This window comes from Paucibacter sp. XJ19-41 (assembly GCF_028462495.1).
Taxonomy (GTDB): Bacteria; Pseudomonadota; Gammaproteobacteria; order Burkholderiales; family Burkholderiaceae_C; genus Roseateles_E.
Genome location: NZ_JAQOWX010000049.1, coordinates 1 through 17,900, shown reverse-complemented (window position 1 = coordinate 17,900; position 17,900 = coordinate 1). Strand labels below are relative to the sequence as shown.

The following is a 17,900-nucleotide window of genomic DNA, read 5'->3' as shown; positions in this document are numbered from 1 at the left end:
CGGCATGCGAAGGGGTGCGCTCGCCAGGAGAAGCAGGCAATGGCAGGGCATTCCAAATGGGCCAATATTCAGCACCGCAAAGGTCGTCAGGACGAGAAGCGCGGCAAGATCTGGACCCGCATCATCCGTGAAATCACCGTCGCGGCCCGTCAGGGCGGCGGTGATGTCAAGGAGAATCCGCGCCTGCGCCTGGCCGTAGACAAGGCCAAGGCCGCGAACATGCCGGCCGACCGCATCAAGTACAACATCGACAAGGCCTCTGGCGCCCTTGAAGGTGTCAATTACGAGGAAATCCGCTACGAAGGCTATGGCTTCGGCGGCGCGGCCATCATCATCGACACGATGACGGACAACCGGGTCCGCACCGTCGCCGAGGTGCGTCACGCCTTCAGCAAGTATGGCGGCAGCATGGGTACCGAAGGCGCGGTGGCTTTCCAGTTCAAGCATTGCGGCCAGCTGATCTTTGCCCCGGGCAGCTCCGAGGACAAGATCATGGAGGTGGCGCTGGAAGCCGGCGCCGACGATGTGATCACTGACGACGATGGCGCCATCGAGGTGCTGACGCCCGCGCCGGCCTTCGAGGCCGTCAAGAACGCGCTGGAGGCCGCCGGCCTGAACCCCGAGGTGGCCGAGGTGACGATGCGGCCGGACAACACGATTGAACTGACGGGCGAGGACGCCGAACGCATGCAAAAACTGCTGGATGTGCTGGAAGACCTGGATGACACCCAGGATGTGTTCCATAACGCAAGCATCGAGGCCGCATGAAAGTTCTCGTGCTTGGCAACGGCGGCCGTGAACATGCCTTGGCCTGGAAGCTGGCCCAGGGTGAGCGGGTCAGCCAGGTCTTTGTCGCTCCGGGCAATGGCGGCACGGCCCGCGACCCGCTGCTGAAGAACATTCCTATCACCGATGTGAAGGCGCTGGCCGACTTCGCCGAGGCCGAGAAGATCGCGCTGGCCGTGGTCGGGCCTGAGGCCTATCTGGCCGCCGGCGTCGTCGACGAGTTCCGTGCCCGTGGCCTGCGCATCTTCGGCCCGACCAAGGCGGCCGCGCAGCTGGAGAGCTCCAAGGCCTTCGCCAAGGACTTCATGAAGCGCCACGGCATCCCGACGGCTGCTTACGAAGTCTTCAGCGATCCCGCCGCCGCCCATGCCTATGTCGATGGCCAGGGTGCGCCCATCGTCATCAAGGCCGATGGCCTCGCGGCCGGCAAGGGCGTGGTCGTCGCGACCAGTCTTGAGCAGGCGCACGAAGCCATCGATTGGATCCTGGCGCCGGATGCCAACGGAGGCAAGCTGGGCGTGGTTCACAACGAAGGTGGCGCGCGTGTAGTCATCGAGCAGTTCCTGAGCGGTGAGGAAGCCAGCTTCATCGTGCTGTGCGATGGCAAGAACGTCGTCTCGCTGGCCACCAGCCAGGACCACAAGCGCTTGCTGGACGGCGATGAGGGCCCCAACACCGGCGGCATGGGCGCCTACTCGCCGGCCCCGGTGGTGACGCCCAATGTGCATGCGAAGGCGATGCACGAGATCATCATGCCCACCATCCAGGGCATGGCGCGCGACGGCATCCCCTTCACCGGTTTTCTCTATGCCGGGCTGATGATTGACGAGCTGGGCCAGCCTCGCACCGTCGAGTTCAACACCCGCATGGGCGACCCGGAGACGCAGCCCATCATGATGCGGCTCAAGAGCGATCTGCTGGAGGTGCTGCTGCAGGCCACCGACGGCACGCTGGACCAGGTCGAGCTGCAGTGGGACCGGCGTGTGGCGCTGGGCGTCGTGATGGCCGCCCACGGCTATCCGCTGGCGCCGCGCAAGGGTGATGCGATCACGGGCCTGCCGGCCGATGCGGAAGATGCGATGGTCTTTCACGCCGGCACGGCCGAGGTCGACGGCCAGCTGCAGACCTCGGGCGGCCGCGTGCTGTGCGTGACGGCGCTGGGCGAGTCGGTGCGCAAGGCGCAGCAACTGGCCTATGACAGCCTGGTCAATATCCAGTTCGAGGGCAAGCAGTTCCGCCGCGACATCGGCCACCGGGCGGTGAAGCGTTGAGCGCGAGCTTCTCCGCTGGGCCGCAAGCCATCTCCGGTGCGATGCCGGTGCAGCCGCAAGGCCATGCGCTGGCACGCTCGCTGCTGCGCCTGGCCGGCTGGCGCCTGCTGTTCGGCGGGCTGCCGGGGCCGCAGGGCGTGATCCTGGTCTATCCGCACACCTCGAACTGGGACTTTGTGCTGGGCCTGATGTCCAAATGGGCGCTGGGGCTGGAACTTCGTTTCTGGGTCAAGAACAGCCTGTTCGGCCTGCCGCTGTTCGGCCGCTGGCTGCGCTGGTTGGGCGGCGTCGCGGTGGAGCGTCGCAGCAAGCAGGGCCTGGTCGGTGGCACGGTGGCGCAGTTGCAGGCGGCGCGCGCCGAGGGGCGCAGCTTCTGGCTGGCCGCCGCGCCCGAGGGCACGCGCTCGCTGAGCGCCGGCTGGCGCTCCGGCGCCTATCAGGTGGCGGTGCAGGCCGGTGTGCCGGTGGGCCTGGCCTATTTCGATTTCGCCAGCAAGACCGTGGGGCTGATCCACTTTGTGCAACTCAGTGGCAATGCCGAGGCGGACTTTGCGCTGATGGCGCAGTATCTGGCCGGTAAGCGTGGCAAACGGCCCGAGCTGGCCAGTCCGGTGAGGCTCAATCCATGATGAATACCTTGGCAGTCCGCGAGTATTTGCTGGGTCTGCAGCAGACCATCGTCGCCAGCTTCGAGGCGGCCGATGGTCAGCCCTTTCTCAGCGACGGCTGGGAGCGCGAGCCCGGCGGCCGGTTGGAGGGCGACGGCCTGACCCAGCTGATCGAGAACGGCGCGCTGCTGGAGCGCGGCGGCTGCAATTTCTCGCATGTGCGGGGTCGGGTCTTGCCGCCCTCGGCCACCCAGCACCGGCCCGAGCTGGCCGGCTCGCCCTTCGAGGCCATGGGCGTGTCGCTGGTGATGCACCCGCACAACCCCTTTGTGCCGACCGTGCACATGAATGTGCGCATGTTCGCGGCGCTGCCGGCGGACCGTGCGCCGGTGGTCTGGTTCGGCGGCGGCATGGACCTGACGCCTTACTACGGCTTCGAGCGCGATGCGCAGCATTTCCACCGCACCTGCGAGGCGGCCCTGAAGCCGCATGGCGAGCAGCTCTATCCGCGCTTCAAGACCTGGTGCGATGAGTACTTCTTCCTGAAGCACCGCAACGAGCCGCGTGGCATCGGTGGCATCTTCTTCGATGATTATGCGGACGGTGGTTTCGAGGCCGCGTTCGCGATGTTGCGCTCGGTGGGCGATGCCTTCCTGCCGGCCTATATGCCCATCGTCGAGCGCCGTCAGGGCCTGCCCTATACCGAGCGCGAGCGCGACTTCCAGGCCTACCGGCGCGGCCGCTATGTCGAGTTCAACCTGGTGTTCGACCGCGGCACCCTGTTCGGCCTGCAGTCGGGCGGGCGCACCGAGTCGATCCTGATGTCGATGCCGCCCATCGTCAAATGGCGCTATCAGTACGCGCCCGAGCCCGGTACGCTGGAGGCCAAGCTATACACGGACTTCCTGCGCCCGCGCGACTGGGCCCATGAGCAGGCCGGGCATTTATGGCTTTGAAGACCGGGCTGTTCGGCGGCAGCTTCGACCCGGTCCATCTGGCTCATCTGAGCCTGGCGCGCTGCGCGCTGGAGCAGCTGGGCCTGGACCAGCTGCTGTGGCTGCCGGCCGGCCGGCCCTGGCAGAAGCTGCAGCCAGGATCGGGGCGCGGTCTGGCCTCGCCCGAGCACCGGCGGGCGATGGTTGCGCTGATGGTCGCCGGCGAGCCGCGTTTCGCGGTCGACGACAGCGAGCTGGAGCGGGACGGCGCCAGCTACACGATAGACACGGTGCGCGCGCGGCTGGCGCAGCGGCCCGATGAGCAGCTGTTCCTGCTGATCGGCCAGGACCAGTATGCGCGGCTGCACACCTGGCGCGAGTGGCGCGAGCTGCTCGGCCTGGTCACCTTGGCGGTGGCGGCGCGCGACGGCCAGGCCATCCAGGCCTCGGCCGAGCTGCAGGGCCAGCCGCACCGGATGCTGAGGCTGGCGATGCCGGCCCTGGCTTATTCATCAACCCAAGTGCGCGACATGGCGTCGCGTGGCGAGGACATTCGCCCCATGGTGGGCGAGGCGGTAGCGGGTTATATTGCCCTCCATCGTCTTTACGAGGCTGCGGCCCAAAGAAGCGAGAACTGAATGGACATTCGTAAACTGCAACGTGCCATCGTCGATGGTCTGGAAGACGTGAAGGCCCAGAACATCGTGGTCTTCAACACCGAGCATCTGTCGCCGTTGTTCGAGCGCGTGATCATCGCCTCGGGCACCAGCAACCGCCAGACCAAGGCCCTCGCGTCCAGCGTGCGCGTGACGGTCAAGGAACGCGGCATGGACGTGATGCGCATGGAAGGCGAGGAGAACGGCGAGTGGATCATCGTCGACTGCGGCGCCGCCGTCGTCCATGTGATGCAGCCCGCGATCCGCGACTACTACCACCTCGAAGAAATCTGGGGCGACAAGCCGGTCAAGCTCAAGCTCGGCGACAGCGAGACCAAGCTGGTCAAGGCCTCCGAAGACGAGGCCCCGGCCAAGAAGCCGGCTGCGAAGAAGACGACGGCCAAGGTTGCGCCTGCGGCCGTCAAGAAGCCTGCTGCGAAGAAAACCTCGGCCACGGCCAAGCCTGCAGCCAAGAAGGCCGTGCCGGCGAAGAAGGGCGTGACCCGCACCGTCGGCGTCAAGACCGCAGTCAAAGCGCCGGCCGTCAAGACCATCAAGGTCGGCACGCCCAAGCCTGCCGCCAAGAAGACCGCCGCGAAGGCGGCTGCCCGCCCGGCAGCGAAGAAGGCAGCGCCGGTGAAGTCTGCGGCCAAGAAGGTCGCCCGCGCCTGATGCGGCTGCTGCTGGTGGCCGTGGGCCAGCGCCAGCCGGCCTGGGCCGACACGGCTTACGAGGACTTCGCCAAGCGCTTCCCGCCCGAAATGCGCCTGGAACTGAAGGCCGTCAAGGCCGAGCCGCGCAGCGCCGGCAAGAGCACCGAGCAGCTGATGGCGGCCGAAGCCCAGCGCCTGGAAGCCGCGCTGCCCAGGAGCGTGCGCCGCGTCATCCTCGATGAACGCGGCGACCGCGTCACGACCGTGCAGCTGGCGCAGCGTCTGGAGCGCTGGAAGGGCGATGGCCGCGATGTGGCCATCTTCATCGGCGGCCCCGACGGCCTCGACCCGGCGCTGAAGGCCACGGCCGACGAGACGCTGCGCCTGTCCGATCTGACCCTGCCGCATGCTTTTGTGCGCGTGCTGCTGGCCGAGGCGCTGTACCGCGCCTGGTCGGTGATGGCCGGCCATCCCTATCACCGTGAATGAGCGCGCCTCGATGATCTATCTCGCTTCGCAAAGCCCGCGCCGCCGCCAGTTGCTCGATCAGTTGGGCGTCGCCCATCAGTTGCTGCTGCCCGGCGCCGACGAGGATGCCGAGGCGCTGGAAGCCGAGCAGGTCGGCGAGCTGCCCGAGACCTATGTGCGGCGCGCGACGCAGAACAAGCTCGATGCGGCGGTGCTGCGACGTGCCGCGCGGGGCCTGCCCGCAGCGCCCATCCTGTGCTCGGACACCACGGTGGCGCTGGGCACGGCCATCCTCGGCAAGCCGGCCGATGCCGAGATGGCGCTGGCGATGCTGCGTCGCCTGTCCGGCCATACGCATCGCGTGCTGACTGCGGTCGCGCTGGCTTGGGGCGATGGCCAGCAAGCGCTGAATGTCAGCATTTCCCATGTGCGTTTTGCTGCCGTACCCGACGCGGTGCTGCAGCGCTATGTGGCCAGCGGCGAACCGATGGGCAAGGCCGGGGCCTATGCGATCCAGAGCCAGATCGCAGGATGGATCGAGCACATCGACGGCTCATATTCAGGCATCATGGGTCTGCCCTTGTTCGAGACCGCCCAGCTCTTGCGCGGCGCCGGTTTCGAGCTCTGAGGACCGAGTCTTGTCGCCAGGCCGCGCGCCTGCCGACAGTGCTTGACCGGGGACGAAGAATCCCGGTTATGGAGACACAAGCTATGGAAGATATTCTGATCAACTGGTCTCCGCAGGAGACCCGGGTGGCTGTGGTCGAAAACGGCTCGGTGCAGGAGCTGCACATCGAACGCACGTTGGAGCGCGGTCTGGNCAACTGGTCTCCGCAGGAGACCCGGGTGGCTGTGGTCGAAAACGGCTCGGTGCAGGAGCTGCACATCGAACGCACGTTGGAGCGCGGTCTGGTGGGCAATGTCTACTCGGGCAAGGTCGCCCGGGTGCTGCCGGGCATGCAGTCGGCCTTCATCGACATTGGGCTGGAGCGGGCGGCCTTCCTGCATGTGGCCGATCTGCATGTCGCCGGTGTCAGCCCGCGCAGCCATCATGCCGAGGCGGGCACGGCGGTGCCGATCGAGCGCCTGGTGTTCGAGGGTCAGGCCTTGACCGTGCAGGTGATCAAGGACCCGATCGGCACCAAGGGCGCGCGGCTGTCGACCCAGATCAGCATCGCCGGTCGCATGCTGGTGCACCTGCCCCAGGACGACCATATCGGCATCTCGCAGAAGATCGGTTCGCCCGAGGCGCGCGAGGCTTTGCGCGCGCGCATGCAGGCCCTGGTCGCCACGCCGGCTGACAACGGCGGCGGCAGCGGCAGCGGTGGCGGCGGCTTCATCCTGCGCACCAATGCCGAGGATGCCAGCGACGAAGAACTGGCCACCGACATCGCCTATCTGCGCAAGACCTGGGCCTTGATTCGGGAACGCGCGCACCGCTCGCCGCCCGGCACCTTGCTGCATCAGGACCTGAGCCTGGTCGAGCGGGTGCTGCGCGACCTGGTCAGCGAGCGCACCGGCTCGATCCGCATCGATTCGAAGATGCAGCACGAGGTGCTGCATGCTTTCGGCGAGCTCTATATGCCGGCAGCGACCGCCAAGCTGGAGCATTACCGCGGCGAGCGGCCGATCTTCGATCTGAACAATATCGACGCCGAGCTCGTGCGGGCGCTGGCGCGCCGCGTCGATCTGAAGTCGGGTGGCTATCTGATCGTCGACCAGACCGAGGCGATGACCACGGTGGATGTCAACACCGGCGGCTTCGTCGGCGCGCGCAATTTCGACGACACCATCTTCAAGACCAATCTGGAGGCGGCGGGCGCGATCGCCCGCCAGCTGCGCCTGCGCAATCTGGGCGGCATCATCATCGTCGACTTCATCGACATGACGCGCGAGGAGCACAAGAGCGCGGTGCTCAGCGAGTTCCGCAAGCAGCTCAGCAAGGACCGCACCAAGGTCACGGTGGGTGGCTTCACCCAGCTGGGCCTGGTCGAGATGACACGCAAGCGCACCCGCGAATCGCTGGCCCGCATGCTGTGCGAACCCTGCCCGACCTGCGAGGGCCGCGGCCAGATCAAGACCGCGCGCAGCGTCTGCTACGACATCATGCGCGAGATCCTGCGCGAGGCGCGCCAGTTCTCGCCCAAGGAGTTCCGAGTCGTCGCCGCCGCCAATGTGGTCGAGATGCTGCTGGACGAGGAGAGTCAGCATCTGGCCGGCCTCTCGGACTTCATCGGCAAGCCCATCTCGCTGACTGCTGAGCCGGCCAATCAGACCGAGCACTACGACATCGTGCTGCTGTAGCGGTTTGGGAAATACAAAACTCCATAGGGAAAATTGATTTTCTCTATGGAAAATCATATGATTCCCGCATGCCCGCAGCTTCGCAGACCCAGAGCTACCTCCGGTACCCCTTGACCGGCCTGCTCGGCAGCGCCGGCAATGTGCGCGTCTTGCGCGTGCTGGTGGCAGACCGGGCTCCGCAGTCGGCGCCGCAGCTGGCGGCGATGGCCGGGCTCACGCCACAGGGCGCCAGAGGGGTTCTCGACGCGCTGGCCCGCCAGCGCTTGGTCACGGTCCATGGCTCGGGGCGGACGCAGCTTTATGAGCTGAACGCCAGCCACCCGCTAGCGCTGTCGCTGAGCGCGCTGTTTCAGCAGGAGCAAGCTCGATGGGAGGGGCTTTTGACCTCGATTCGCGAGCTTCTTGAGCCTCATGGCGTTGCTGTCAGTGCAGCATGGCTCTATGGCAGTGTGGCGCGTGGCGAAGATTCTCCCGCCAGCGATGTGGACATCGCGCTCCTGGTTCGTTCTCAGGCTGTGGCCGATCAGGTCCGCGAGGCCTTGATGCCGCTGGAAGATGAGCAGCAGATCCGTATCTCGCTCACCGCGCTGACGGCCAAGGAGCTGGCCGCGCTGCCTGAGGATGATCCCTGGTGGGTGAACGTCGTGCGCGACAGCCGCGTCCTCAAGGGCGTCGCACCGGCGCAGGCCCGGCAGCGCTTGCTGAAAGTGGCCGCATGACGGGCCAGGGGCCGCGCAAGGCGGTTGATGGCGGGCACTCGGGTGCGCGTTTGTTGCAGGCTCGCGAGTTCCACGAGTCGGCCCGCAGCCTGGTCGTACTGGCCCAGAGCAAGAGCTACAACGGCGCGGTCACACTGATGGTGACGGCGGCGATTGCCTATGGGGATGCGATCACCGCCCATGTGAAGGGCATCGTCAACAAACAGGACCACCAGAACGCTCCCCGCCTGCTGCGTGAAGTGTTGGGTGACCGTCTGCCGGACAAGCAGGGCAAGTTCTTCCGCAAGCTGCTCGGCCGCAAGGACGAGGTGAACTACGGGGCGCGGAGTACCACGCTCGACGAAGCGCAGCGGCTGCTCGAAGAGCTTGACGAGTTCGCCGCGTGGGCAGAAGGCAAGCTATGAGCGTGTGTCGATGCGACTGAAGGCGATCGAGGTATTCAACGCGGTGATGCTGACCGGCACGGTCAGCGGCGCTGCACGCCTGCTGCATGTGACCCAGCCGGCGGTCACGCAGGCGCTGCAGCATGCCGAGCAGCAACTGGGCTATGTGCTGTTCACCCGCCAGCGCCAGCGCCTCGTGCCCACGCGCGAAGCCCTGGCGCTGTATCCCGAGGTGCAGCGCCTGATGTCGCAGCTGGAGTCGGTGCGGCGGCTGGCGGTGGCGCTGGGCGGCGGGGCCGACAGCGAGCTGCGTGTGCTGGTGGTGCCTTCGCTGGCGGTGCGGGCCTTGCCGGATGCCTTGCAGCGTTTCCGGGCCCGTTACCCGGATATGCCGGTGTCTATACGCAGCCTGCACTCCAACGAGATCGCCCGTGCGATCGCGCTGCAGGAGGGCGATGTGGGCATCGTCTACGGCAGCCCGGGCCATGCGGCCGTGCACGAAGAACTGGTGGCCACCGGCCGCCTGGTCTGCGTCTCGCGGGTTGGCGGTGCCGGCGCCGACAAGCGCGCGACAGTGACGATGGAGGAGGTCTTGCGCGCGCCCTTGATACGCATCGACGAGCGCGATCCGCTGGGCGCGATGCTGGCCGATCAATGGGCGCGGCTGGAGATGGCGCCGCAGGCCGGCATCACGGTGCAGACCCACCATATCGCAATGGTGCTGGCCGAGCAGGGCTTCGGCCCGGCCATCATCGACTCTTTCACTGCCCAGGCCAGCCAGAGCGACACGCTGCATGTGCGGGCCTTGCTGCCCGAGGTGCCGGTCGAGGTGCGGGCGCTGCTGCCACAAGGCCTGCGCTCGCCGCAGCCGGTGGCGGACTTTATTGCGGCATTTCGTGAAGTGACGGACGCTGGCTCAAGGACCAGCTGACCGCGCGGCGCGCCAGCGCGGCCGTGGCATCGATCACCGGCACCGGCGCGTTCGCAGTCGTCAAGACCAAGGGAATCTCGGTGCAGCCGAGCACCAGGGCCGCCGCACCGCGCCGCTGCAACGCCGTCGCCGCGCGCAGCAGCAGCGCGGATGCTTCGCCCAGCCGTCCGGCCTTGACCGCCTGGATGCCCGGCATCACCCAATCCAGCATCTCGCTGGCCGTGGGCAGCAGCCATTGCACCTGCTGCGAGGCCGGGCGGTTCAGGTAGAGGCCCGAGGCCAGGGTCGCGTCGGTGGCCAGCAGGCCGATGCGCGCGCTGAGCCCGGCGCTGGCCACCGCGTCTTCCAGCGCCGCATCGACCAGATGCAGCATCGGCAGGCCCAGCGCGGCCTGCAGCTCATCGAACCATAGATGGGCGGTGTTACAGGGCATCACGACCAGGCCGGCACCGGCATCGCGCAGGCGCCGGCCGCTGGCCAGCATGGCCGCCAGCGGCGAGTCGCCCTCGCCACGGAAGGCCTCGGTGCGGTCCGGCACCTGGGGGATGGAGCTCAGCACCACCGGCACATGCTCCTGGTCGCGCGCGGCCGGCGTGGCCGCCAGCATCTTGTGCATGAAGTCCAGCGAAGCCAGCGGCCCCATGCCGCCCAGCACACCCACCACATCGGTATCTACAACTGCAAGCATCGGGGTTCTCAGAGCGCCGGCTTGTCCGACAAGGCCTTCAGGTTGTCCTGCAATTCCTGACTCATCGGCGCGTTCAGATTGATGCCCTTGGGCGGGATCGGCGACTGGAACCACTTCTTGTAGAGCGCCTCGAACTCGCCGCTCTTCATCAGGCCGGCCAGGGTGTCGTCGACCAGTTTCTTGAAGGCCGGGTCGTCGCGGCGCAGCATGATGGCGTAGGGCTCGACCTGCAGCGCCTCGCCGACCACGGCCAGCTCGGCCGGGTTCTGTGCGCTGGCGCGCAGGCCGTAGAGCAGGATGTCGTCCATGCCGAAGGCATCGGCGCGCTGCTGCTGCACCAGCAGGGCCGATTCGGCATGGTCCTTGGCGGCGATCAGCTCGAAGCCGAGGTTCTGTTCGGCATTGAGCTTGCGCAGCACCTGGTAGTTGGTCGTGCCGGTGGTCGAGACCACCTTCCTGCCCTTCAGATCGGCCGTGCTCTTGATCGGCGAGCCGGCCCGCACCAGCAGCCGGGTGCCGGTGTAGAAGTAGTTGGTCGCGAAGGCCACCTGCTTGGCGCGCTCGCTGTTGTTGGTGGTCGAGCCGCACTCGATGTCTATCGTGCCGTTCTGCAGCAGCGGGATGCGGTTTTGCGAGGTCACGGCCTGGGTGGCGACCTTCAGGTCGGCGCGGCCGGTCGCTCGTCTGACCTGCTCGACGATCTTGCCGCAGATCTCCCAGCCGAAACCGACCGGCTGGCCCTCGCCGCCGAGGTAGGAGAAGGGGATCGACGATTCCCGGTAAGCCACGGTCATGCTGCCGCTGGCCTTGATCTTGTCCAAGGTGGCCGGCGTTTGCGCCAGGGCTGCGCCGCAGGCGCCGAGCAGGGTCAGGACGGTGAGGGTCGAGAGACGCATGCTGAAATCCTTGTGGGGGCTGACGAAGAGCCCCCATGCTATGGATTGCAGCGCCCGGTGTTCATCGCGTTTATACCGGGGGTCATAAGTTCAACTAATGACCGAGCCTCAGGGTTTGGCGGGGCGGGGCAGGCGGCCCAGCAAGTAGAACTCGTCGTTGGGCCGCAGCGAGATGGTGTTGGCCAGGCGGTTGGACAGTCCGAACAGCGCGGTGATCGAGGTGATGTCCCAGATGTCCTCGTCGTCGAAGCCATGGGCGTGCAGGGCGCTGTAGTCATCCTCGCCGACCTCGGCCGAGCGCAGGCAGACCTTCAGCGCGAAGTCCAGCATCGCGTGCTGGCGCGGCGTGATATCGGCCTTGCGGTAATTGGTCGCGAGCTGGTCGGCCAGGCGCGGTGCCTTCTCGTAGACGCGCAGGATGGCGCCGTGCGCGACCACGCAGTACAGGCATTGGTTGGCGCCGCTGGTGGCGACGATGATCATCTCGCGCTCACCCTTGCTCAGACCCGACTCACGCAGCAGCAGTGCGTCGTGATAGGCCAGGAAGGCCCGGAACTCGTCTGGGCGGCGCGCCAGTGCGAGGAACACATTGGGCACGAAGCCGGCCTTCTCCTGCACCTCCAGAATGCGCTGGCGCACATCGTCGGGCAGGGCGCCGAGATCGGCGGGGTCCGGGGTGGGGTAGCGGCACGGGGTCTGGGAATTTGTCTCGCTCATGGGGGCCTCTTGTTACTGTTTGCAGCATGATAGCCAGCGGCCTCAGCGGGCCTTCAGCCGGCTCAGGCAAAATACGGGGCTGCATTGAATGGCAGCGTCCGTCGTGGGCGCTCATGCTCAGCGAGTCGAATGTCCGCACACACGCTATCCCGTCCCCCCATCGATCTGATGCGCCGCAGCCTGCTGGGCTCGGCCGCCGCGCTCAGCCTGCCGGCCCTGGCCCAGTTCCGGGTGGAGATTGCCGGAGTCGGCGCGACGCAGATGCCGATCGCCATTCCCGAGTTCCGCGATGAGGCCCGCAGCGGCCAGCCGGTGTCGGCCATCATCCGCAGCGATCTGGAGCGCAGCGGCCAGTTCCGCCTGATCGAGGCGCTGGCGGGTCCGACCGAGAACAGCGCTCCCGACTGGTCCGAATGGCGCGGCCGCCAGGCCGATGCGCTGGCCGCCGGTTCGGTGACGCGGCTGGCCGATGGCCGCTTCGATGTGCGCCACAAGCTCTGGGACGTGGTCAAGGGCCAGGACCTCGGTGGCGAGGCCCATGCGGTGGCGCCCGACGATGTGCGTCTGGCCGCGCACCGCGTCGCCGACTCGATCTATCAGAAGCTGACCGGCGAGCGCGGCGTGTTCGCGACCCGCATGGCTTATGTGACCAAGGCCGGCGGTCGCTACTCGCTGCGTATCACCGATGCCGACGGCGAGGGCGGCCAGGTGGCGCTGGGCAGCCCCGATCCGATCATTTCGCCGACCTGGTCGCCCGACGGCCGCGAGCTGGCCTATGTTTCATTCGAGAGCCGCAAGGCCGTCGTCTGGGTGCAGGACCTGTCGACCGGCAAGCGCCGTGTGCTGGCCGACTTCCGCGGCAGCAACAGCGCGCCGGCCTTCTCGCCGGACGGCCAGCAACTGGCGCTGACCCTGTCGCGCGAGGGCGGCTCCCAGCTCTTCATGATGAACCGCAATGGCTCGGGCCTGCGCCGGCTGACGCAGAGCTCGGCGATCGACACCGAGCCGGTGTTCGCGCCGGACGGCCAGACGCTGTTCTTCGTCAGCGACCGTGGCGGCAGCCCGCAGATCTACCGCATGCCGGTGGCCGGCGGCGCGGCGGTGCGGGTCAGCTTCAACGGCAGCTACAACATCAGTCCGGCCATCAGCCCGGACGGCAAGACCCTGGCCTACATCACCCGCAACGGCGGCGCGTTCCGCCTCAGCGTGATGGACCTGGCCAGCGGCGCGGTGCAGCAGATCAGCGATACCAGCGACGACGAGAGCCCGAGCTTCGCGCCGAACGGGCGCCTGCTGGTCTACGCGACCCGCGTCGGCGGCAAGGACGTGCTGATGACGACGACGCTGGACGGCCGCATCAAGGCCAAGCTGGTGTCGACCGCGGCCGATGTGCGCGAGCCGACCTGGGGCCCGTTCGGGCGCTGAGGGCAACGATTGAATTTCATGCCGCTTTGCGAGGGCAAGGCGATTTCCTTAGGAGTGATAGTGATGATGATGAACAAGCTGGCCCTTTCCGTTCTGGCCGCCGCCGCCCTGGTGGGCTGCAGCTCCACCAAGCTGGATGAGCCCGCACCGGTCGAATCCCGCCCGGTGACGGCCACGCCGTCGGGCAACACCGGCGCCAACACCGCGCCGACCTCGGAGTCCAAGGTCGCCACCGTCGACCTGGCCGCCCAGGCGGCCGCCGCCGTGTCCAGCCTGCGCGTGGTCTATTTCGACTACGACAGCTTTGTCGTCAAGTCCGATTTCCAGAACGTCATCGACGGCCATGCCAAGCGCATGAATGTCGACACCAAGGTGGCCCTGCGTCTGGAAGGCCATACCGACGAGCGCGGTGGCAGCGAGTACAACCTGGCCCTGGGCCAGAAGCGCGCCGAGGCCGTGGCCAAGTCGCTGGGTCTGCTGGGTGTGCCGGCCGCGCGCGTCGAGCCGGTCAGCTTCGGCAAGGAGCGCCCGGCCGTGCAAGGCAGCGACGAGGCCGCCTGGGCCAAGAACCGTCGCGTCGAGCTGAAGGACAAGTGAGATGAGGGCACTGAGATCCGGCCTGGGCGCGCTGGCGCTGGCGGCCCTGAGCTTGTGCAGCCAGCCGGCCTTCGCGCTGTTCGAGGACGACGAGGCACGCAAGGCCATTCTGGACCTGCGCACGCGGCTGCAGCAAAGCGAGGAGGCGCAACGCAAGGCCTCCGAGCAGCAGGCGCAGGAGCAGATCGCGCCGCTGCGCCGCAGCCTGCTGGATCTCAATGCCCAGATCGAGGCCTTGCGCAGCGAGGTCGCCAAGCTGCGCGGCCAGAACGAGCAACTGGCACGCGACCTGGCCGAGACCCAGCGCAAGCTGGCCGACCAGTCGCAGGCGCTGGAGACGCGTCTGCGCCCGCTGGAGCCGCAGAAGGTGGTGCTGGATGGTCGGGAGTTCCAGGCCGGCCCGGACGAGAAGACCCAGTACGAGGCCGCGCTGGCCCTGGGGCGGCGCGGCGACTTCGCCGAAGCCGCCACGGCGCTGGCGGCCGTCCAGCGCCGCTTTCCGACCAGCGGCTATGGCGATTCGGCGCGGTTCTGGCTCGGCAATGCGCTGTACGGCAAGCGCGACTACAAGGAAGCGATTGCGACCTTCAAGGCCTTCGTGGCCGCGAATCCAGCCCATCCGCGCGCGGCCGAAGCCATGCTGGCCATGGCCAACTGCCAGATTGAGCTGAAGGAAGTCAAGGGCGCGCGCCGCAGCCTGGAAGACCTGCTGAAGGCCTATCCAGGCACCGAGGCGGCACAGGCGGCAAAAGAGCGCTTGGCCTCGCTGAAGTAATGGCTTTGCGGGACAGACCGCCCGAGCGCAGCGAGTAGCTCTGTCCCCAACTGACTGGAGTCGCCCATTGCAAGACCTGGCCCCACCGGTTCCGGCCCGTGGGGCTTTTTCATTGCCGCCTAGAATCCCGCCCCATGCAAGAACTCGATATCAACGCCCTGGGCCAGCAGGTGCTGTGGGCCGCCTTCGGCCTCGCCTTCGTCTTTGGCGCACTGGCCCAGCGCACCCATTTCTGCACGATGGGAGCGGTGGCCGACATCGTCAATATGGGCGATTGGGCGCGCATGCGTATGTGGGTGCTGGCAATCGCGGTGGCGATGCTGGGCTTCAACACCATGGTCTTCCTCGGCTGGATCGACGCCGGCAAGACGATTTACGCGGCGCCGCGCCTGCTGTGGCTGTCGAACGTCGTCGGCGGGCTGATGTTCGGCTTCGGCATGGTGCTGGCCTCGGGCTGCGGCAGCAAGACCCTGGTGCGCATCGGTGCCGGCAATTTGAAATCGCTGGTGGTGTTCGTGGTGATGGGTGTGGCCGCGTTTGCGACGCTCAAGGGCATCACGGCGGTGCTGCGCGTGGCCACGGTCGACAGCGTCGCCGTCACGCTGGCCGGCGGTCAGGACCTGCCGTCGCTGCTGGCGCCCAGTCTGGGCTTGGCCAAGCAACAACTGGCGCTGATGCTGGGCCTGGTGATCGGCGGCGGCCTGCTGGTCTGGGCGCTGATGCGGGCCGAGGGCCGCAGTGCCGATGTGCTGCTGGGCGGCCTGGGCAGCGGCGCGGTGATCGTCGGCATCTGGTGGGTGTCGGGCGTGCTGGGCCATGTGGCCGAGGATCCGAACACGCTGGAAGAGGTCTTCGTGCGCAGCACCAGCGGCGCGCGCATGGAGGCGCTGAGCTTTGTCTCGCCAACGGCCTACACCTTGGACTGGCTGATGTTCTTCAGCGACACCAGCAAGCTGCTGACGATTGCCATCGTCAGCACGGTGGGCGTGGTTGCAGGCTCCGGCGTCTACGCGCTGGCGACGCGCAGCTTCCGCTGGGAGGCCTTCCGTGGCGTCGAGGACACCAGCAACCATATCGTTGGCGCGCTGCTGATGGGCGTGGGCGGCGTGGTCGCGCTGGGTTGCACGATAGGCCAGGGCCTGTCGGGTGTTTCGACCCTGAGCCTGGGCAGCTTCATCGCGCTGGCCGCCATCATCGCCGGCGCGGTGCTGGCGCTGCGCTATCAGATGTGGCGCCTCGGATGAGCCTGCCTGATGTTGCCGATCTGGATGCCGATCTGGAGCGCCGCTTCGGTGGCCTGCGCCGCCTTTATGGCGACGCCGACTATCTGCGCCTGCGTGGCGCACGGCTGGCCGTGGTCGGCCTCGGGGGCGTGGGCTCCTGGGCCGTCGAGGCGCTGGCGCGCACCGGGGTGTCAGGTCTTGTGCTGATCGATCTGGATCAGGTGGCCGAGTCCAATATCAACCGCCAGGTGCAGGCGCTCGGCTCGACCGTGGGCATGGCCAAGGCCGAGGCGCTGCGCCGGCGCATTGCCGACATCCACCCGGGCTGCGAGGTCACGGTCATCGAGGAGTTCGTCGATGAGCAGAACTGGCCGGCCCTGCTCGGCGATGTCCAGATCGACGGCCTGATCGACGCCTGCGACCAGGTGCGTGCCAAGGCGGCGCTGGCGGCCTGGGCGCGCGAGCAGGGCAGGGCCTTCGTCACGGTGGGCGCCGCCGGCGGCAAGCGCCAACCGCATGCGCTGCAGGTCGAGGATCTGGGCCTGGTCACGCATGACCCGCTGCTGGCCTCGCTGCGCCAGCGCCTGCGCAAATTCCACGCCGCGCCACGGGCCGGCAAGATGGGCGTGGCCTGCGTGTTCTCGCGCGAGGCGGTGCTGCGCCCGGCCGATGCCGGTTGCGCCATCGATGCGCAAAGCGACAGCAGCCTGAACTGCCACGGCTATGGCTCCAGCGTCGCGGTCACGGCCAGTTTCGGCATGGCCGCCGCCGCCGAGTTGCTGAAACATTTTTTGGAAAGCTCTTGCGCCAAGCGTTTGGCGCCGCCTATAATGTGAGGCTCTGCTGAAGAGCAGAACAACTAGATTGTTGGGTTGTTAGCTCAGTTGGTAGAGCACCGGACTTTTAATCCGATGGTCGCAGGTTCGAGTCCCGCACAACCCACCATCACCGGTTGATCGTTATTGCAGTTTCGGGGGCTCTTAGCTCAGTTGGTAGAGCAGCGGACTCTTAATCCGTAGGTCGAGTGTTCGAGTCACTCAGGGCCCACCAAACAAGCAATGACGGCATAGACGGGCAGTACAAATTTCAGGGCTCTTAGCTCAGTTGGTAGAGCAGCGGACTCTTAATCCGTAGGTCGAGTGTTCGAGTCACTCAGGGCCCACCAAACAAGCAATGACGGCATAGACGGGCAGTACAAATTTCAGGGCTCTTAGCTCAGTTGGTAGAGCAGCGGACTCTTAATCCGTAGGTCGAGTGTTCGAGTCACTCAGGGCCCACCAGAAAAGCAAGCGGGACCGGTCGAGAGGCCGGTCCCGTTTTGTTTTTTGCCCCTGCCTTCATCATGACCGAGCCATCCCCCGTATTCTGATCAGTGCCTGTCTGCTGGGCCAGCCGGTACGCTATGACGGGCGCGGGCTGCACATCGAGCATGAGCTGCTGGCGCAATTGCGCGCGCGCGGCTGGCTGGTGCCGATCTGCCCCGAGGTGGCCGGCGGCCTGCCGACGCCACGACCGCCGGCCGAGATCGTCCGGCAGCCCGGCGGGGTCCGGGTGCTGACCGCCGCCGGCGAGGACTGCAGCGAGGCCTTCGAGCGCGGCGCGCAGGCCGCGCTGGCCTTGGCCCGCCGCATGGGCTGCCGCTACGCGGTGCTGACCGAGCGCAGCCCGTCCTGCGGCTCGACCCAGGTCTATGACGGCGGCTTCGCCGGCCGCTTGATCGACGGCCAAGGGCTGACCGCCGCGCTGCTGCGCCGCGAGGGCGTGCAGGTCTTCAGCCAGCACCAGCTGGATGCCTTGAATGACATGCTGCTGAGATGACCTGCCCCCTCCCGCCGTACCAACCAGGCGGAAGTCCGGGTTGAAGA

General features: G+C 67.1%; 21 protein-coding genes and 4 tRNA genes. 22 read left to right on the top strand and 3 right to left on the bottom strand.

Annotated elements, in window-relative coordinates; translation table 11 throughout:
- The first annotated feature begins 39 nt into the window (after window positions 1-39).
- The 12 genes from PO768_RS14240 (at window position 40) to PO768_RS14185 (ending at window position 9,714) form a co-directional block, all read left to right on the top strand.
- The gene (locus PO768_RS14240; RefSeq protein ID WP_272646576.1) at window positions 40-768 is read left to right on the top strand and encodes a YebC/PmpR family DNA-binding transcriptional regulator; all 729 of its coding nucleotides are present in this window, start codon (window positions 40-42) and stop codon (window positions 766-768) included.
- On the top strand, window positions 765-2,057 hold the full coding sequence (purD, locus tag PO768_RS14235; protein ID WP_272646575.1) for a phosphoribosylamine--glycine ligase: 1,293 nt from the start codon (window positions 765-767) through the stop codon (window positions 2,055-2,057). Before PO768_RS14240 ends, purD begins: the two co-directional genes overlap by 4 nt.
- Complete coding sequence (locus PO768_RS14230) at window positions 2,054-2,686, top strand: 1-acyl-sn-glycerol-3-phosphate acyltransferase (RefSeq protein WP_272646574.1); 633 nt, start codon at window positions 2,054-2,056, stop codon at window positions 2,684-2,686. The genes purD and PO768_RS14230 overlap by 4 nt, the downstream gene beginning before the upstream one ends.
- Window positions 2,686-3,621, top strand: coding sequence for an oxygen-dependent coproporphyrinogen oxidase (hemF, locus tag PO768_RS14225; protein WP_272646573.1), 936 nt, complete (start codon window positions 2,686-2,688; stop codon window positions 3,619-3,621). The genes PO768_RS14230 and hemF overlap by 1 nt, the downstream gene beginning before the upstream one ends.
- Window positions 3,612-4,238 carry a nicotinate-nucleotide adenylyltransferase gene (gene nadD / locus PO768_RS14220; RefSeq protein ID WP_272646572.1) on the top strand — a complete coding sequence of 209 codons (627 nt, stop codon included), beginning with the start codon at window positions 3,612-3,614 and terminating at the stop codon, window positions 4,236-4,238. Before hemF ends, nadD begins: the two co-directional genes overlap by 10 nt.
- Window positions 4,239-4,928 (top strand): ribosome silencing factor, encoded by a 690-nt coding sequence (gene rsfS / locus PO768_RS14215; RefSeq protein ID WP_272646571.1) that lies wholly within the window; start codon window positions 4,239-4,241, stop codon window positions 4,926-4,928.
- Window positions 4,928-5,398 (top strand): 23S rRNA (pseudouridine(1915)-N(3))-methyltransferase RlmH, encoded by a 471-nt coding sequence (rlmH, locus tag PO768_RS14210; protein WP_137941841.1) that lies wholly within the window; start codon window positions 4,928-4,930, stop codon window positions 5,396-5,398. The genes rsfS and rlmH overlap by 1 nt, the downstream gene beginning before the upstream one ends.
- Before the next feature lie 10 nt (window positions 5,399-5,408).
- Complete coding sequence (locus tag PO768_RS14205) at window positions 5,409-6,005, top strand: Maf family protein (RefSeq protein WP_272646570.1); 597 nt, start codon at window positions 5,409-5,411, stop codon at window positions 6,003-6,005.
- A 176-nt stretch (window positions 6,006-6,181) separates the two neighbouring features.
- Window positions 6,182-7,681, top strand: a complete 1,500-nt coding sequence (gene rng, locus PO768_RS14200) for a ribonuclease G (protein WP_272646591.1) — start codon at window positions 6,182-6,184, stop codon at window positions 7,679-7,681.
- Between the two features lie 110 nt (window positions 7,682-7,791).
- Window positions 7,792-8,400, top strand: a complete 609-nt coding sequence (locus PO768_RS14195) for a nucleotidyltransferase domain-containing protein (RefSeq protein ID WP_272646569.1) — start codon at window positions 7,792-7,794, stop codon at window positions 8,398-8,400.
- Window positions 8,397-8,804: a hypothetical protein gene (locus PO768_RS14190; RefSeq protein WP_262969487.1), complete on the top strand. Its 408-nt coding sequence runs from the start codon at window positions 8,397-8,399 to the stop codon at window positions 8,802-8,804. Before PO768_RS14195 ends, PO768_RS14190 begins: the two co-directional genes overlap by 4 nt.
- Before the next feature lie 10 nt (window positions 8,805-8,814).
- A complete protein-coding gene (locus PO768_RS14185; protein ID WP_269840512.1) occupies window positions 8,815-9,714 on the top strand; it encodes a LysR family transcriptional regulator in 900 nt (299 codons plus the stop codon).
- Here PO768_RS14185 and PO768_RS14180 read toward each other — a convergent pair.
- From PO768_RS14180 to PO768_RS14170, 3 genes are all read right to left on the bottom strand, one after another.
- Complete coding sequence (locus PO768_RS14180; protein ID WP_272646568.1) at window positions 9,665-10,402, bottom strand: aspartate/glutamate racemase family protein; 738 nt, start codon at window positions 10,400-10,402, stop codon at window positions 9,665-9,667. The genes PO768_RS14185 and PO768_RS14180 overlap by 50 nt on opposite strands.
- Before the next feature lie 8 nt (window positions 10,403-10,410).
- Window positions 10,411-11,298, bottom strand: coding sequence for an amino acid ABC transporter substrate-binding protein (locus PO768_RS14175; RefSeq protein WP_137941845.1), 888 nt, complete (start codon window positions 11,296-11,298; stop codon window positions 10,411-10,413).
- A 108-nt stretch (window positions 11,299-11,406) separates the two neighbouring features.
- Window positions 11,407-12,015 (bottom strand): peroxidase-related enzyme, encoded by a 609-nt coding sequence (locus PO768_RS14170; protein WP_137941846.1) that lies wholly within the window; start codon window positions 12,013-12,015, stop codon window positions 11,407-11,409.
- A gap of 129 nt (window positions 12,016-12,144) precedes the next feature.
- Here PO768_RS14170 and tolB point away from each other — a divergent pair, with 129 nt between their 5' ends.
- From tolB to PO768_RS14120, 10 genes are all read left to right on the top strand, one after another.
- Complete coding sequence (gene tolB, locus PO768_RS14165; protein ID WP_442953231.1) at window positions 12,145-13,440, top strand: Tol-Pal system beta propeller repeat protein TolB; 1,296 nt, start codon at window positions 12,145-12,147, stop codon at window positions 13,438-13,440.
- Between the two features lie 63 nt (window positions 13,441-13,503).
- Window positions 13,504-14,037, top strand: coding sequence for a peptidoglycan-associated lipoprotein Pal (pal, locus tag PO768_RS14160; protein WP_332909496.1), 534 nt, complete (start codon window positions 13,504-13,506; stop codon window positions 14,035-14,037).
- Between the two features lies 1 nt (window position 14,038).
- A complete protein-coding gene (ybgF, locus tag PO768_RS14155; protein ID WP_272646567.1) occupies window positions 14,039-14,812 on the top strand; it encodes a tol-pal system protein YbgF in 774 nt (257 codons plus the stop codon).
- Window positions 14,813-14,946: 134 nt separating this feature from the next.
- A complete protein-coding gene (locus PO768_RS14150; protein ID WP_272646566.1) occupies window positions 14,947-16,056 on the top strand; it encodes a YeeE/YedE family protein in 1,110 nt (369 codons plus the stop codon).
- Window positions 16,053-16,871, top strand: coding sequence for a tRNA threonylcarbamoyladenosine dehydratase (locus PO768_RS14145; RefSeq protein ID WP_272646565.1), 819 nt, complete (start codon window positions 16,053-16,055; stop codon window positions 16,869-16,871). Before PO768_RS14150 ends, PO768_RS14145 begins: the two co-directional genes overlap by 4 nt.
- Before the next feature lie 33 nt (window positions 16,872-16,904).
- Window positions 16,905-16,980: transfer RNA gene (locus PO768_RS14140), tRNA-Lys, on the top strand.
- Window positions 16,981-17,009: 29 nt separating this feature from the next.
- Window positions 17,010-17,085 (top strand) — tRNA-Lys (locus PO768_RS14135).
- Window positions 17,086-17,124: 39 nt separating this feature from the next.
- Window positions 17,125-17,200, top strand: a tRNA-Lys gene (locus PO768_RS14130).
- A gap of 39 nt (window positions 17,201-17,239) precedes the next feature.
- A tRNA-Lys gene (locus tag PO768_RS14125) sits at window positions 17,240-17,315 on the top strand.
- 73 nt (window positions 17,316-17,388) lie between these two features.
- Window positions 17,389-17,853 carry a DUF523 domain-containing protein gene (locus tag PO768_RS14120; protein WP_272646589.1) on the top strand — a complete coding sequence of 155 codons (465 nt, stop codon included), beginning with the start codon at window positions 17,389-17,391 and terminating at the stop codon, window positions 17,851-17,853.
- Window positions 17,854-17,900: the final 47 nt, after the last annotated feature.

What these genes read in the sequence shown, in the direction of transcription:
- PO768_RS14240 (WP_272646576.1), top strand. Translation starts at nt 40, where the DNA reads ATGGCAGGGCATTCCAAATGGGCCAATATTCAGCACCGCAAAGGTCGT.
- purD (WP_272646575.1), top strand. Translation starts at nt 765, where the DNA reads ATGAAAGTTCTCGTGCTTGGCAACGGCGGCCGTGAACATGCCTTGGCC.
- hemF (WP_272646573.1), top strand. Translation starts at nt 2,686, where the DNA reads ATGAATACCTTGGCAGTCCGCGAGTATTTGCTGGGTCTGCAGCAGACC.
- nadD (WP_272646572.1), top strand. Translation starts at nt 3,612, where the DNA reads ATGGCTTTGAAGACCGGGCTGTTCGGCGGCAGCTTCGACCCGGTCCAT.
- rsfS (WP_272646571.1), top strand. Translation starts at nt 4,239, where the DNA reads ATGGACATTCGTAAACTGCAACGTGCCATCGTCGATGGTCTGGAAGAC.
- rlmH (WP_137941841.1), top strand. Translation starts at nt 4,928, where the DNA reads ATGCGGCTGCTGCTGGTGGCCGTGGGCCAGCGCCAGCCGGCCTGGGCC.
- PO768_RS14205 (WP_272646570.1), top strand. Translation starts at nt 5,409, where the DNA reads ATGATCTATCTCGCTTCGCAAAGCCCGCGCCGCCGCCAGTTGCTCGAT.
- PO768_RS14190 (WP_262969487.1), top strand. Translation starts at nt 8,397, where the DNA reads ATGACGGGCCAGGGGCCGCGCAAGGCGGTTGATGGCGGGCACTCGGGT.
- PO768_RS14185 (WP_269840512.1), top strand. Translation starts at nt 8,815, where the DNA reads ATGCGACTGAAGGCGATCGAGGTATTCAACGCGGTGATGCTGACCGGC.
- PO768_RS14180 (WP_272646568.1), bottom strand. Translation starts at nt 10,402, where the DNA reads ATGCTTGCAGTTGTAGATACCGATGTGGTGGGTGTGCTGGGCGGCATG.
- PO768_RS14175 (WP_137941845.1), bottom strand. Translation starts at nt 11,298, where the DNA reads ATGCGTCTCTCGACCCTCACCGTCCTGACCCTGCTCGGCGCCTGCGGC.
- PO768_RS14170 (WP_137941846.1), bottom strand. Translation starts at nt 12,015, where the DNA reads ATGAGCGAGACAAATTCCCAGACCCCGTGCCGCTACCCCACCCCGGAC.
- tolB (WP_442953231.1), top strand. Translation starts at nt 12,145, where the DNA reads ATGTCCGCACACACGCTATCCCGTCCCCCCATCGATCTGATGCGCCGC.
- pal (WP_332909496.1), top strand. Translation starts at nt 13,504, where the DNA reads ATGATGATGAACAAGCTGGCCCTTTCCGTTCTGGCCGCCGCCGCCCTG.
- ybgF (WP_272646567.1), top strand. Translation starts at nt 14,039, where the DNA reads ATGAGGGCACTGAGATCCGGCCTGGGCGCGCTGGCGCTGGCGGCCCTG.
- PO768_RS14150 (WP_272646566.1), top strand. Translation starts at nt 14,947, where the DNA reads ATGCAAGAACTCGATATCAACGCCCTGGGCCAGCAGGTGCTGTGGGCC.
- PO768_RS14145 (WP_272646565.1), top strand. Translation starts at nt 16,053, where the DNA reads ATGAGCCTGCCTGATGTTGCCGATCTGGATGCCGATCTGGAGCGCCGC.